Source organism: Rhodobacteraceae bacterium LMO-JJ12, assembly GCA_021555075.1.
Taxonomy (GTDB): domain Bacteria; phylum Pseudomonadota; class Alphaproteobacteria; order Rhodobacterales; family Rhodobacteraceae; genus JAKGBX01.
This window is the reverse complement of the sequence record JAKGBX010000001.1, coordinates 980,957-993,977: the sequence shown is the minus strand read 5'-3', so window position 1 is coordinate 993,977 and position 13,021 is coordinate 980,957. Positions and strand designations below refer to the sequence as shown.

Below are 13,021 nucleotides of genomic sequence, written 5' to 3'. Positions count from 1 at the left end.
GGTGGGATAACTTTGGTAGCAGATTGTATATTGTCATCTAGAGCCAATGTTTTGCGCAAAACATGGGGCAGAGCATTCGAAAAAGGAACGAACTTGTAGGGGGTGGAAGCGCGGGAAGCCGCAATGCATCTGTGGGTAAATCTGTGGAGGAAAGCGGGAGAACGCTTTTTCCGCAATCAGGCTGCACCCCGCGCGGTCGTATCTTCCGAAATGTCACGCATCATCGAAATACACCCCATGCGATGGCAGCAAGAAGCGCAAAGACATCAACTCGGCAAGGTGCCGATTGCCTACGCCTCTTGAGAGAAAACATCAACTCTTGCGCACAACCACTTGAGATATCTACCTTTTCCTGAAACTCCCAATATCTGTATCTACCAAGCTGAGCGCGATAGACATTCGCGGCCCGAATTGGCAGTCTGAAATCTCGGGTTTGGTGCGAAGAAGGGAAAGTCCATGCATCCATTACTCTCTCAGGATCAGATCGATCAGTTCCAACGCGACGGTGTCACCATTGTGCGCGGGCTCTTTGCCGGCCAGGTGGAATTGCTGCGCGATGGTGTGGCGCGCAACATGCAAGCACCGGGGCCTTATGCGTCGGAAAACAAGAAGGCGGGCGAAACGGGCCGCTTTTTCGATGACTATTGCAACTGGCAGCGGATCGCGGAATTTGACGAAGCCATTCGGACAAGCCCGGCGGCGGAAGTGGCGGCCGATCTGATGCAATCACAATCAGTGCAGCTGTTTCATGATCATGTGCTGGTCAAGGAGCCGGGCACCTCGATGGCCACGCCATGGCATACCGATGGTCCCTATTACTTTGTCGAGGGCAAGCAGACCGTCAGCTTCTGGTCGCCGCTTGATCCGGTGAGAGAGGCCGCGCTGCGCTGTGTTGCGGGATCGCATAAATGGGAGAAGCCCGTGCTGCCGATGCGCTGGGTCAGCAACGATGCCTATGTCCCCAACATCGACGATTACATGCCGGTGCCCGACCCGGACGCCGAAGGCATGGAAGTTTTGGAATGGGAGATGGAACCGGGCGATGCGGTGGCGTTCAACTATGACATCCTGCACGGTGCACGCGGCAATACCAGCACCACACGGCGACGGGCGTTTTCGCTCAGGCTGGTGGGGGACGATGCGCGCTATGTCGAGCGCCCCGGCCCGACATCGCCACCCTTCCCCGACCATGGCATGCAAAGCGGAGAGCGGCTGCGCGAGGATTGGTTCCCGGTGATCTTGCAGCGCTGACGGTTCAGGGCTGCCGTTTGAGCAATTGAATGGCCGAGTAGGACGACACCACCTCGTCTTTCTGGTTGAGGATTTCATAGCTGATCGTGGTGCGGCCACGGTCGGCACGCGATTTCGACGGCTCGGAGGCGGTCACCCGGCCACGCACGCGCAGCGTGTCGCCGGGGCGCACGGGCAGTTTCCAGCGCAATTCATCCAGACCCGGCGAACCCATCGAAGCATCGGTCCAGATATTGGCGCTGAGGATCAAATCGAAGGCGACGATCAGGGTCTGGAACCCGCTGGCGATGATGCCGCCATAGATCGATGCCTTGGCAGCCTCGGGATCAATGTGAAACGGTTGCGGATCATAAGCGCGGGCAAATTCAACGACCTCCTGCTCGGTGAGCGTGCGGCTGTCGGTCTCGAAGGTGAAACCCACGGGCAAATCGTCAAAATACATCCAGCCTCTCCCTTTTTGGTGTGCCCACTATGGCCCGCGCGTCATCATGCTCAACCCCAAAAGCCATTTCGCCGTTGCGTCACCTTTGCGTGACGGATTAGAAATCCTAACCAGATCCACCGCTCCATCGCACGAGAGGCCGCATAATGCCCGTCATCACCGAAATCGAAGACCTCAAGCGCCTCTACCGCCGCCACACGCCGAAGATGTTTTACGACTATTGCGAAAGCGGCAGCTGGACCGAGCAGACGTTTCGCGAGAATTCGTCGGATTTCGACAAGCTTTATTTCCGCCAGCGTATCGCGGTGGACATGTCAGGGCGATCAACCGCAAGCCAGATGATCGGGCAGGATGTGGCCATGCCGGTGGCGCTGGCGCCGGTGGGTCTTACCGGCATGCAATGCGCCGATGGCGAGATCAAGGCGGCGCGCGCGGCAGAGCGGTTCGGTGTGCCCTATACGCTTTCGACCATGTCGATCAATTCGATCGAGGATGTGGCGGGCGCCACGACCAAGCCGTTCTGGTTTCAGCTTTACACCATGAAGGACGAGGATTTCGTGCGCCGTCTGATCGAGCGCGCCAAAGCGGCGAAATGTTCGGCGCTGGTGATTACCCTCGATCTGCAAATTCTGGGCCAACGCCACAAGGATCTGAAAAACGGGCTGTCCGCCCCACCCAAGCCGACCTTGGCCAATATCATCAACCTTGCGACCAAGTGGAGCTGGGGTATCGGAATGCTGGGCGCGCAGCGGCGCGAATTCGGCAATATCGTTGGCCATGTTCAGGGGATTTCGGATGCCGCCGATCTGGGGGCCTGGACGGCCGAGCAATTCGATCTGACGCTTGATTGGGGCAAGATCGCGAAGATCAAGGAAATGTGGGGCGGCAAAGTGATCCTGAAAGGGATCATTGACGCGGAAGATGCCAAAATGGCGCTGGCGGTGGGGGCGGATGCGATCATCGTCTCAAACCACGGCGGGCGGCAGTTGGATGGCGCGCTAAGCTCGATCCGCGCATTGCCTGCTATTCTGGAGGCCGTGGGCGATCAGGTCGAGGTGCATCTCGACAGCGGTATCCGCTCGGGGCAGGACGTTTTGAAAGCCATCGCCATGGGCGCCAAGGGCACCTATATCGGGCGCGCCTATATCTATGGATTGGGCGCGATGGGCGAAGAAGGTGTGATGAAGGCATTGGAGGTGATTCATCGTGAGATGGACATCTCGATGGCGCTCTGCGGGCGGCGCAGCATCGACGAGGTGGACCGCGATATCCTGCTGGTTCCCGAAGGGTTTGAGGGGCGCTGGCAGGCGTAGCGGCGCAGGCACCTCCAGAGGCGGGTAAAACCGCCCTCCACCCTCTTGCCAAACCGCTTGATTCCCGCTATGCGCCACGCTTCACGTGGGGCTACAGCCTTGGAGGAGCCCCGCACCAATCTAGGAGTATTTCAAATGGCTGGACAGATCCCAGATCTGAATGCCGAGGCCCGGACGGGGACAGGCAAGGGCGCCGCTCGTCAAGCACGTCGCAATGGCATGGTTCCCGGTGTGGTTTACGGTGGTGAGGCGGACCCGCTTCCTATCAATATCCCCTTCAACGTTCTTATCAAAAAGCTGAAGGCAGGCCGCTTCCTGTCGACGCTGTTCAACCTGAAGGTTGACGGTCAGGACGATGTGCGGGTCATCTGCCGGAGTGTGCAGCGCGATGTGGTGAAGGATCTGCCAACCCATATCGACCTTCTGCGTCTGAAACGCACCACGCGTCTGGACATCTTCATCCACGTTGAATTCATCAACGAAGAAGAAGCGCCCGGCATCAAGAAGGGCGGCGTTCTGACGATCGTGCGTCCGGAAGTCGAACTGAGTGTTATCGCGGGCGATATCCCCGAAAAGATCGTTGTCGATCTGGACGGTCTGGATGTCGGCGATATCGTTCACCTTTCGGATGTCAAATTGCCAGAGGGCGCACGCCCCACTGTCGACCGCGACATCGTGATCGCCAATATCTCGGCTCCGTCGGCGCTGAAAGCGTCTGATGACGACGAAGAAGAGGTCGCCGCAGACGAAGTGGCAACCGTAGGCGACGAAGAAGCCGAAGCCGAAAGCTAAATCCACGCTATACGCTGGAAGAACAAACGCAGCTCCGGGAACGGCGCTGCGTTTTTCGTTGCTGATGTGCCGTTTGATTGAACTCAGCGGTGCAAAGGGCTAGATCAGACGCAACAATTGCAAATGCGGGCGCTCTCATGCAACTCTTTGTCGGCCTTGGTAATCCCGGTGCGAAATACGCTGCAAACCGTCACAATATCGGTTTCATGGCGGTCGATCGGATTGCCGCGGATCACGACTTTGGCCCGTGGCGGTCGAAGTTTCAGGGCCAGATCGCCGAGGGGCGGCTGGGTCATGAAAAGGTGATACTGCTCAAGCCCGAAACTTTCATGAACCTGTCTGGCCAATCGGTCGGCGAAGCGTTGCGGTTTTACAAACTGACCCCCGCCGATGTCGTGGTGTTTCATGACGAGCTTGACCTTGCCCCCGGCAAGGTTCGCATGAAACAGGGCGGCGGCCATGCCGGGCATAACGGGTTGCGCTCATTGCATGGCCATATCGGCCCGGAATATGCACGTGTGCGGATGGGCATTGGCCATCCCGGCCACAAGGATCGGGTTTCGGCCTATGTGTTGCATGATTTCGCCAAGGCCGAGCAAGGCTGGCTTGACGATGTGTTGCGCGGCGTCTCAAAGGGCGCGCCCGATCTGGCAAAGGGTGACTCCGGGCGGTTCATGAATGCCGTGGCCTTGCAGGTGAACCCGCCGCGCCCGTCCGCTGGGACCAAAGCGAAACCCGAGGCGAAAACACCGGAAGCAGCATTGCCCGACAAGTCATCGCAAGGCGATCAGGCGAAAGGCGCAGGCGAGCAGACCGCGCCCGACAATCGCTCGGCCCTGCAAAAGCTCGCCGACCGGTTCCGCTAGGCGACCCGACGCGCGCAGACGGGCGTAAAGCCGCAGTTGCCAACCCTGCCTTGCCCGTGATTGACTGGTCCTTGGGTCAAAACGGGGAAAACCATGCGTAAATTCGGCAAGTTTCTGGGGCGGCTCTTGCTGCTTCTTATTGTTGTGGGCGTTGCCCTTGGGGTTTGGAAGCGTGAAGAGATCACGCGGGTCATGGCGGTGAACTCGCTCTTTGCGAAAGACAAGATCACCCGCAATTTCAGCCATATGGACGAAATGTTTCTGACCCTGCCGATGAGCAAGGGGCCGGGGCCCGAAAGCCCGCTGCCCAAGGGTGAAGACATGACGCTGCCTGTCGGGTTTGACGATTGGGTGCAAGAGCGTTCGGTCACTGCTCTGGTCGTGTTGAAGGATGGCGAGATCCGCCACGAAAGCTATTATCTCGGTACCTCGCCCGAAGATCTGAGAATTTCCTGGTCGGTGGCGAAATCATTTCTTTCGGCGCTTTTCGGGATCGTTCTGGAGGAAGGCGCGATTGCCTCGGTTGACGATCCGGTGACAAAATATGCCCCCAGCCTGGAGGGCAGTGCCTATGACGGGGCCAGCATCAAGAATGTGCTGCAAATGTCGAGCGGCGTGACCTTCAACGAGGACTATCTCGATTTCTGGAGCGACATCAACAAGATGGGCCGGGTGATTGCGCTTGGACAATCCATGGACGGGTTTACCGAGGGGCTGAGCGAGACCTACGCCGCACCGGGCGAAAAATGGCAATATGTCTCGATCGACACGCATGTAATCGGCATGGTGATACGGGGCGCAACCGGGCGCTCGATCCCTGATCTGATGCAGGAAAAGATTTTCGACAAGATGGGGTTTGAAGCCGATTCCAAATATATCTCGGATGGCTACGAGACCGCGTTCGTGCTGGGCGGGCTGAACCTGCGGACGCGCGATTATGCACGGTTTGGCCAGATGGTGATGCAAGACGGGGAATGGCAAGGGCAGCAGGTGGTGCCCACCCAATGGCTGCGCGATTCCACCGTGCCCTCGGCCAAGACGGAACCAGATGCACAGCAATATGGCTATCAATGGTGGATGGCGCCGGATGCGCCGGACGGGGAGTTTTTTGCGCGTGGAATTTATGGGCAATACATCTATTTTGATCGCACGCGCGGCGTGGTGATCGCGGCGAATGGCGCCGACAAGGGATTTCGCGAGCCCGGCGCCAATGACAGCAACATCGCGATGTTTCGCGCTCTGGCGGAGGGGTTGGAATGAAGGCGGAACCGGACAAGGCAATAAACGTGTTGGGCGGGGCGCTGGTGCCCTGCTCGCTCAACCCGTTGACCGGATATTTCCGCGATGGTCATTGCAACACTTGTGATGCGGATATGGGCAGCCACACGGTTTGCGCGGTGATGACGGCGGAATTTCTTGCGTTTTCAAAATACGTTGGCAATGATCTAAGCACACCGCGCCCCGAATTCGACTTTGCCGGGCTGAAACCGGGCGACCGCTGGTGCTTGTGTGCCGCGCGCTTCATGCAGGCGGCGGATGAGGGCTGTGGGCCCAAGGTCTACCTCGAAGCGACTCACGGGCGCGCTCTTGAGGTGGTGCCGATGGCGGTGCTGGAAGCGCATCGGTTTCAGCGCCGCTAAAGCGGTTCTACTTAAACCTGAGACGGGGTCAGGTATAAACGCCGCTGTAGTTTTCCCGACAGACAATGCCATAGGCTTTTGGTTTATGCGCGAAACGCGCGGAATAGACCTTTGGTTTATCGGTTTTCGCCATTCGTTTGTCCGGGTGGATTTAAACGATCTGCTTATAGAGATCCTCGAAAAAATGCCTTTCTTCCACTCCACAAGCCGCGGTCGAAAGAGATTGCGGCACACGAAACTGGATACGCCAAGAAAGGCACACACAATGAAAAACGTTCTCACAGCTACCGCCACTATCGCAGCTCTCTTCGCTGGTTCCGCAGCATTCGCCGAAGGCGGCTATGTCGATGAGCTTGGCTTCATCAATGCCCAAACCGATGTTTCAGCCGCCATCGCGGATTTGAACCATGAAAACGTCAACGCGCAAAAAGACTCGATCCAATACTCCGAGCGTGGCCAGGTAAAAGACGTTGCAGTAACGCTCTTCGTGGCCGACCAAGCACAAGCAAGAAGCGTAAACCAAGGCCGCTAAGCTTTGCACGCCCTTGCGCCGGGTCAGTTTCTCCGGCGCCTTGCCCGCCCTGCGTTTTGCCGGGCGGGCCAAATAATTCAATACGATAACCAAACTGTGACTCCCCGTCAAAGACTTCCGATCTAGCCAAACGCCCCTCAACGACATAAGTATGCCTCCCTTGAGGGCGCATGCTTGTTGGCCTGTTGCCCCAGTTTTGCAATTCTGGAGCAGCGGTGTGATCAACAAGTTGAACGCAACCCATCTTCGTATCGTTTTCATCATCCAAGCCGCATGTGTTGCGCTTTTTGTGGTCGGGAGCATCTACGAGATTTTCGGTGGGGTTCCCGATTGGCGAAACGATGGTATCGGCATACTGATCCGCGTCGGCGTCGCAATCGGGCTGGTGCTGGGTACGACCTTGGGGTGGAGCGCGTTGCGCAGCAGCATGATCAGGGCACACGAGACTGAACGCAAGCTCAAGGCCGCCTCGAATGCATTCATGGAAGTGATGGCCGAACATTTTGATCAGTGGCGTTTGACCCCGGCGGAACGTGATGTCGCGCTTTTCTCGCTCAAAGGGCTGACCGTCAACGAAATCGCCGAGCTGCGCGGCACCTCGTCGGGCACGATCAAGGCGCAAACCAATGCGATCTATCGCAAGGCCGGGGTGAGCGGACGGCCACAGCTTCTGAGCGTGTTCATCGACGATCTCATTCAAGACGAACTGCCCAAGCACACGCTGCGCGAAGTCCAGCCTGCAAAACTGGCGAGCGCGCCATCCGCGCGCGCGGGCTTTTGCTGAGCGTCGAACGGCCCGTCTGATCGGGTCAGTCGACCGCGCGGCCCTCGGTGTCGGACATGTCAAAGCCGAGATGCTTGGCGACGGTCTGAACATCCTTGTCGCCGCGCCCGCACATGTTCATCACGATGATATGGTCGCGCGGAAGATCGGGCGCGATTTTCATCACATGGGCCAATGCATGGCTCGGCTCAAGCGCCGGGATGATGCCCTCGGTTGAGCAGGAAAGCTGAAACGCCTCCAGCGCCTCCTTATCAGTAATGCTGACATATTCGGCGCGCCCGGTCTCGTGCAGCCAGGAATGCTCGGGGCCGATTCCGGGATAATCGAGCCCGGCAGAGATCGAGAATCCTTCGAGAATCTGACCGTCATCGTCCTGCAAGAGATAGGTGCGGTTGCCATGCAGAACGCCGGGGCGCCCGCCGGTAAGCGAGGCGCAATGCTGCATGTTATCGTCCACGCCCTTGCCGCCGGCCTCAACCCCGATGATGCGCACAGACGGATCATCGAGGAAGGGAAAGAACAGCCCCATTGCGTTTGATCCGCCGCCGATGGCCGCAATCACCGTGTCGGGCAGACGCCCCTCGCCCTCCTGCTCAGGCAGTTGCCAGCGCACTTCCTTGCCGATGATGCTCTGAAAATCGCGCACCATGGCAGGGTATGGATGCGGGCCTGCGACTGTGCCGATGCAATAGAACGTGTCGCGCACGTTGGTAACCCAATCACGCAGCGCGTCGTTCATCGCGTCTTTCAGCGTGCCACGCCCCGAGGTGACCGGGATCACCTCGGCGCCCAGAAGGCGCATGCGAAACACGTTGGGCGCCTGACGCTCGACATCGTGCTTGCCCATATAGACCACGCATTTCAGTCCGAACTTGGCACAGACCGTCGCGGTGGCGACCCCATGCTGTCCGGCGCCGGTTTCGGCGATGATGCGGGTCTTGCCCATGCGGCGCGCGAGAATGATCTGGCCCAACACATTGTTGATCTTGTGCGCGCCGGTGTGGTTCAGCTCATCCCGCTTGAGATAGATCTTGGCACCGCCGAGATGTTCGCTGAGGCGTTCGGCATGATAAAGCGGGCTGGGGCGACCGACATAGTGTTTCCACAGATAATCCATCTCAGCCCAGAATGTTGGGTCATCCTTGGCCTTGTCGTATTCCGCTTGCAGATCAAGGATCAGCGGCATCAGCGTCTCGGATACGAACCGCCCGCCGAACTTGCCGAACCGGCCCTTTTCATCGGGGCCATTCATGAAGGAATTGAATAGATCGTCGGCCATTGGGTGTTCTCCGCCTGTCAGTCCAGATTGCGTTTAAAGCCTATATGCGAGGCGGTAAAGCCGAGGCTTTCATAGAAGCGTTTGCTGTCCTTGCGCGTAGCGTTCATGGTCAGTTGGATCAACCGGCACCCGGCGGCGCGCGCACGCGTCTCGACATCGTCAAACATCTGCCGCCCGGCGCCCTGCCCACGCAAACCCGACGCCACACGCACCGATTCCACCTGGGCGCGGCGCGCGGCAGCCAGGCTGAGACCCGAGATAAAGGTCAGCTGATAGGTCGCGACGATTTCGCCGGTCGTCTCATCAAGGCCCACGATCACCCGGTTGCCTGCCTCGGCCTGCATGGCGTCAAAAGCGGCGTAATAGGTGGCAAGGGTTTCGCGTTCGCGCGCGGCGCCCAGCATGTCATCGGCCAACAATTCGACAACGGCGGGCACTTCCTCGCGCCGGGCTTCGCGGAATGTCAGGCGCATGTGGCCGCGGCAATAAAGGCTTCGATAAGTGCCGAATCCTTGCGCCCTGGCGCGCTTTCGACACCAGAGGACACATCCACCTGCCGCGCCCCGGTAAGGCGTATCGCCTCGGCGACATTCGCAGGCGTCAGCCCCCCGGCCAACATCCACGGGCACGACCAGCGCCGCCCGGCGATCAGGCGCCAATCAAAGCTAAGCCCGTTGCCACCGGGCAACGCCGCGCCTTTCGGCGGCTTGGCATCGACCAACAGTTGATCCGCCACCTGGCCATAGGTGTCGAGCGCGGCCAGATCATCTGTGTCCGCAACGCCCACCGCCTTCATCACCGGCAGTCCATAACGTGATCGGACCTCGACCACGCGCGCCGCACTTTCGCTTCCGTGGAGTTGCAGCATGTCGAGCGGCACATGGGCGACAATCTCGTCCAGCGCGGCGTTGTCGGCATTAACCGTCAGCGCCACCTTGGCCACGCCATCCGGCACCACCAACGCCAGTTCATACGCCTGTTCCAGGCTGACGTTGCGGGGCGATTTGGCAAAGAACACAAATCCGCAATAGGCCGCGCCTGCCCTGGCTGCGGCCTCGACATGCGCAGGTTCGCTCAGCCCGCAGATTTTTACCCGGTTGTTCATGGTGTCCAGATACGTGAACGGCGGCGGATTTGAAACCGCCGCCTGTTAATTCAAGGCTCAAATACGCGATTAACGCTGCGCGTGTCACAGGCGCGCCCGTCAGACTGGTTCAGCTGGCTTTGTCGAGAAGTGCGAGAACCTCATCTTCGGCCGCGGATTTGCCCGACCCTTTCAGGCGGCTGACTTCACGCTTCAACTGTTGCACTTCGCCCTGCTTGCGCGAAACTTCGGCGCGGTGCTTGTGCTCGCGCAGCCATTCCCAGACAAATCCGATGAACAACCCGGCAATGATTGCCGCAAAAATCACCAGGAAGAGCGGCAATTCGATCGACCAGGCCAACCCCAGAGGGGCAGCCAGATCATCGGGCAGAAGCCGCAATTCCACCGGCTGCCGATTGGCCGTCGCAACGGAAATCAGAACCACGGCGAGCGCGCCGAGGAAGCCATAGCGAATATAGTGCATTTCAGTCTTTCCCGTTCAGCCGATCGCGAAGCAGTTTTCCGGTCTTGAAGAACGGAACATGCTTTTCTTCGACCTGCACCGATTGCCCGGTGCGCGGATTACGCCCCACGCGCGCGTCGCGCTTCTTGACAGAGAACGCCCCGAAACCGCGCAGTTCAACCCGGTCCCCCTGAGCCATGGCGCCGGTAATCTCTTCGAAGATAGTATTCACGATCCTCTCGACGTCACGCTGGTAAAGATGCGGGTTTTCATCTGCAATCTTCTGGATCAATTCCGATCGGATCATCGAATCATTCTCCCCCATGTTTCGGTTTCCGCATTATTTTTCTGTTTCGACTATAGGAAAAATTCACCGAGCGAGAAACATCAAAGACGACGTGAGAGACGCCGAATTGCGTCGCCGCCCTCCGATTTGATAGGTTTTTCATCGGGTGACGTTACAATCGGCAGTAGAAATGTCGCTTTCGGAAATTTTACTGCATCGCAGCGAAAACATTGATTCGTCAAAAGGAATCGCACCCGCACCCGCGCGCAGCCCATTGGCAGGCCCGTTTGAGCATCACGCTTGCCGCTCCTGATACCCGTGGTTCATGCAGCTTGTGCGCGCATCTCTTGGCCGAGGCATGAGCGGGACCGCACCATCTGCGGGGCGGGGCTTTGCCGACATAGCACCCGAAAACGCAAAGGCCCCGCCGCATTCCTGCGGCGGGGCCTGAGCTGATTCACCAGAGGCGTGCTCAGTCGTCGTCGGACTTCAGAGCGGCGCCAAGGATGTCGCCCAGCGATGCACCCGAATCCGAGCTGCCATACTGCTGCACGGCTTCTTTTTCTTCGGCAATTTCGCGGGCCTTGATCGACAGACCAAGACGGCGCGTTTTGCTGTCCACGTTGGTGACGCGCACATCAACCTTGTCACCGACCGAGAAGCGCTCGGGGCGCTGTTCGGCACGGTCACGGCTGAGATCCGAGCGACGGATGAAGGATTTCATGCCTTCATATTCGCACTCGATGCCACCATCTTCGATCGCGGTCACAGTCACGGTGATGATCGAGCCACGTTTCACGCCGCCCACGGCTTCGGCAAACTTGTCGCCGCCCAGCGCCTTGATCGAGAGCGAGATACGCTCTTTCTCAACGTCGACTTCCGACACGACCGCCTGAACCACATCGTTCTTGTGGTAGTTCTGAATTGCATCTTCGCCACGCTCGTCCCAGCTGAGGTCGGAGAGGTGCACCATGCCGTCGATATCGCCTTCGAGGCCAATGAACAGACCGAATTCGGTGATGTTCTTGACTTCGCCTTCGACCTCGGTTCCCTCGGGATGGGTCTCGGCAAAGACTTCCCACGGGTTGCGCATGGTCTGTTTCAGACCAAGGGAAACGCGACGCTTGGCGCTGTCGATTTCCAGCACCATGACTTCGACTTCCTGACTGGTCGATACGATCTTGCCGGGATGCACGTTTTTCTTGGTCCACGACATTTCAGAGACGTGAACAAGACCTTCGACACCGGGCTCCAGCTCAACAAATGCGCCGTAATCGGTGATGTTGGTGACACGACCAGTGTGGACCGAGCTAAGCTGATACTTGGCACCAACCAGATCCCACGGATCTTCCTGAAGCTGTTTCATGCCCAGGCTGATGCGGTGGGTTTCCTTGTTGATCTTGATGACCTGCACCTTGACGGTTTCGCCAATCGACAGGATCTCGGACGGGTGGTTGACCCGGCGCCATGCCATATCGGTGACGTGCAGAAGACCATCAACACCGCCCAGATCAACAAACGCACCGTATTCGGTGATGTTCTTGACCACACCATCCACAGCCTGACCTTCGTGCAGGTTGCCAATGACTTCGGCGCGCTGTTCGGCGCGGCTTTCTTCGAGGATTGCGCGACGCGACACAACGATGTTGCCCCGGCGACGGTCCATTTTCAAAATCTGGAACGGCTGTTTCAGACCCATCAGCGGGCCAGCGTCACGCACGGGGCGCACGTCAACTTGCGAGCCGGGCAGGAACGCTACCGCACCGCCGAGATCGACAGTGAAGCCACCTTTGACGCGGCCAAAGATCGCGCCTTCGACGCGAGCATCGCCAGCGTATGCTTTTTCCAGACGGTCCCAGGCTTCTTCGCGGCGTGCCATCTCACGCGAGATAACAGCTTCGCCACGCGAGTTTTCTGCCGAACGCAGGAACACTTCAACTTCATCGCCAACGGCGATTTCAGCAGGTTCTCCGGGATTTGCGAATTCTTTAAGCTCGACGCGGCCTTCCATCTTGTAGCCGACGTCGATAATGGCTTGGCCCGCTTCAATCGCGATCACCTTGCCTTTGACAACAGAGCCCTCTTCGGGCGTGTCCATCTCGAAGCTTTCATTAAGGAGTGCTTCAAACTCTTCCATCGTATTTGCCATGTGGCGTTCAGTTCCTTTTCAAACATTTTATCGGGCCGTGCGGTTGTCTCCGCCGGTCTTGGGGTTTCATTGGTCAAACGAACACAAAATGCGCCGCAAAACAAAGAGGGCCGGATGGTCCCGACCCTGCCCCGTAATGC

15 protein-coding genes are annotated in these 13,021 nt (G+C 58.5%); 8 read left to right on the top strand and 7 right to left on the bottom strand.

What is annotated here, in order from left to right:
* Positions 1 to 456: 456 nt before the first annotated feature.
* On the top strand, positions 457 to 1,251 hold the full coding sequence (locus LZG00_04765; protein ID MCF3593306.1) for a phytanoyl-CoA dioxygenase family protein: 795 nt from the start codon (positions 457 to 459) through the stop codon (positions 1,249 to 1,251).
* 4 nt (positions 1,252 to 1,255) lie between these two features.
* Here the strand turns inward: LZG00_04765 and LZG00_04760 are convergent, their stop codons facing one another.
* On the bottom strand, positions 1,256 to 1,693 hold the full coding sequence (locus tag LZG00_04760) for a MaoC family dehydratase (protein ID MCF3593305.1): 438 nt from the start codon (positions 1,691 to 1,693) through the stop codon (positions 1,256 to 1,258).
* A 146-nt stretch (positions 1,694 to 1,839) separates the two neighbouring features.
* Here LZG00_04760 and LZG00_04755 point away from each other — a divergent pair, with 146 nt between their 5' ends.
* From LZG00_04755 to LZG00_04725, 7 genes are all read left to right on the top strand, one after another.
* Positions 1,840 to 3,006, top strand: a complete 1,167-nt coding sequence (locus LZG00_04755) for an alpha-hydroxy-acid oxidizing protein (GenBank protein MCF3593304.1) — start codon at positions 1,840 to 1,842, stop codon at positions 3,004 to 3,006.
* A 135-nt stretch (positions 3,007 to 3,141) separates the two neighbouring features.
* Complete coding sequence (locus tag LZG00_04750) at positions 3,142 to 3,798, top strand: 50S ribosomal protein L25/general stress protein Ctc (GenBank protein MCF3593303.1); 657 nt, start codon at positions 3,142 to 3,144, stop codon at positions 3,796 to 3,798.
* Positions 3,799 to 3,935: 137 nt separating this feature from the next.
* Complete coding sequence (pth, locus tag LZG00_04745; protein MCF3593302.1) at positions 3,936 to 4,664, top strand: aminoacyl-tRNA hydrolase; 729 nt, start codon at positions 3,936 to 3,938, stop codon at positions 4,662 to 4,664.
* Between the two features lie 93 nt (positions 4,665 to 4,757).
* Positions 4,758 to 5,924, top strand: coding sequence for a beta-lactamase family protein (locus LZG00_04740; protein MCF3593301.1), 1,167 nt, complete (start codon positions 4,758 to 4,760; stop codon positions 5,922 to 5,924).
* Positions 5,921 to 6,304, top strand: coding sequence for a DUF2237 domain-containing protein (locus tag LZG00_04735; GenBank protein MCF3593300.1), 384 nt, complete (start codon positions 5,921 to 5,923; stop codon positions 6,302 to 6,304). The genes LZG00_04740 and LZG00_04735 overlap by 4 nt, the downstream gene beginning before the upstream one ends.
* Positions 6,305 to 6,389: 85 nt before the next feature.
* Entirely contained in the window at positions 6,390 to 6,836 is a 447-nt protein-coding gene (locus tag LZG00_04730) for a hypothetical protein (GenBank protein MCF3593299.1), read from the top strand.
* A gap of 217 nt (positions 6,837 to 7,053) precedes the next feature.
* A complete protein-coding gene (locus LZG00_04725; protein ID MCF3593298.1) occupies positions 7,054 to 7,620 on the top strand; it encodes a helix-turn-helix transcriptional regulator in 567 nt (188 codons plus the stop codon).
* Positions 7,621 to 7,645: 25 nt separating this feature from the next.
* On the opposite strand, the gene trpB is transcribed toward LZG00_04725, so the two are convergent.
* The 6 genes from trpB to rpsA all read right to left on the bottom strand — a co-directional run bounded on the left by trpB (position 7,646) and on the right by rpsA (position 12,881).
* Entirely contained in the window at positions 7,646 to 8,899 is a 1,254-nt protein-coding gene (gene trpB, locus LZG00_04720) for a tryptophan synthase subunit beta (GenBank protein ID MCF3593297.1), read from the bottom strand.
* A 17-nt stretch (positions 8,900 to 8,916) separates the two neighbouring features.
* Positions 8,917 to 9,372, bottom strand: a complete 456-nt coding sequence (locus LZG00_04715) for a GNAT family N-acetyltransferase (protein MCF3593296.1) — start codon at positions 9,370 to 9,372, stop codon at positions 8,917 to 8,919.
* Positions 9,363 to 10,004 carry a phosphoribosylanthranilate isomerase gene (locus LZG00_04710; GenBank protein MCF3593295.1) on the bottom strand — a complete coding sequence of 214 codons (642 nt, stop codon included), beginning with the start codon at positions 10,002 to 10,004 and terminating at the stop codon, positions 9,363 to 9,365. The genes LZG00_04715 and LZG00_04710 overlap by 10 nt, the downstream gene beginning before the upstream one ends.
* A 109-nt stretch (positions 10,005 to 10,113) precedes the next feature.
* Positions 10,114 to 10,467, bottom strand: a complete 354-nt coding sequence (locus LZG00_04705) for a LapA family protein (protein MCF3593294.1) — start codon at positions 10,465 to 10,467, stop codon at positions 10,114 to 10,116.
* A 1-nt stretch (position 10,468) separates the two neighbouring features.
* A complete protein-coding gene (gene ihfB, locus LZG00_04700) occupies positions 10,469 to 10,753 on the bottom strand; it encodes an integration host factor subunit beta (GenBank protein ID MCF3593293.1) in 285 nt (94 codons plus the stop codon).
* A gap of 451 nt (positions 10,754 to 11,204) precedes the next feature.
* The gene (rpsA, locus tag LZG00_04695) at positions 11,205 to 12,881 is read right to left on the bottom strand and encodes a 30S ribosomal protein S1 (GenBank protein MCF3593292.1); all 1,677 of its coding nucleotides are present in this window, start codon (positions 12,879 to 12,881) and stop codon (positions 11,205 to 11,207) included.
* Positions 12,882 to 13,021: the final 140 nt, after the last annotated feature.

What these genes read in the sequence shown, in the direction of transcription:
- LZG00_04765 (MCF3593306.1), top strand. Translation starts at nt 457, where the DNA reads ATGCATCCATTACTCTCTCAGGATCAGATCGATCAGTTCCAACGCGAC.
- LZG00_04760 (MCF3593305.1), bottom strand. Translation starts at nt 1,693, where the DNA reads ATGTATTTTGACGATTTGCCCGTGGGTTTCACCTTCGAGACCGACAGC.
- LZG00_04755 (MCF3593304.1), top strand. Translation starts at nt 1,840, where the DNA reads ATGCCCGTCATCACCGAAATCGAAGACCTCAAGCGCCTCTACCGCCGC.
- LZG00_04750 (MCF3593303.1), top strand. Translation starts at nt 3,142, where the DNA reads ATGGCTGGACAGATCCCAGATCTGAATGCCGAGGCCCGGACGGGGACA.
- pth (MCF3593302.1), top strand. Translation starts at nt 3,936, where the DNA reads ATGCAACTCTTTGTCGGCCTTGGTAATCCCGGTGCGAAATACGCTGCA.
- LZG00_04740 (MCF3593301.1), top strand. Translation starts at nt 4,758, where the DNA reads ATGCGTAAATTCGGCAAGTTTCTGGGGCGGCTCTTGCTGCTTCTTATT.
- LZG00_04735 (MCF3593300.1), top strand. Translation starts at nt 5,921, where the DNA reads ATGAAGGCGGAACCGGACAAGGCAATAAACGTGTTGGGCGGGGCGCTG.
- LZG00_04730 (MCF3593299.1), top strand. Translation starts at nt 6,390, where the DNA reads ATGCGCGAAACGCGCGGAATAGACCTTTGGTTTATCGGTTTTCGCCAT.
- trpB (MCF3593297.1), bottom strand. Translation starts at nt 8,899, where the DNA reads ATGGCCGACGATCTATTCAATTCCTTCATGAATGGCCCCGATGAAAAG.
- LZG00_04715 (MCF3593296.1), bottom strand. Translation starts at nt 9,372, where the DNA reads ATGCGCCTGACATTCCGCGAAGCCCGGCGCGAGGAAGTGCCCGCCGTT.
- LZG00_04710 (MCF3593295.1), bottom strand. Translation starts at nt 10,004, where the DNA reads ATGAACAACCGGGTAAAAATCTGCGGGCTGAGCGAACCTGCGCATGTC.
- LZG00_04705 (MCF3593294.1), bottom strand. Translation starts at nt 10,467, where the DNA reads ATGCACTATATTCGCTATGGCTTCCTCGGCGCGCTCGCCGTGGTTCTG.
- ihfB (MCF3593293.1), bottom strand. Translation starts at nt 10,753, where the DNA reads ATGATCCGATCGGAATTGATCCAGAAGATTGCAGATGAAAACCCGCAT.
- rpsA (MCF3593292.1), bottom strand. Translation starts at nt 12,881, where the DNA reads ATGGCAAATACGATGGAAGAGTTTGAAGCACTCCTTAATGAAAGCTTC.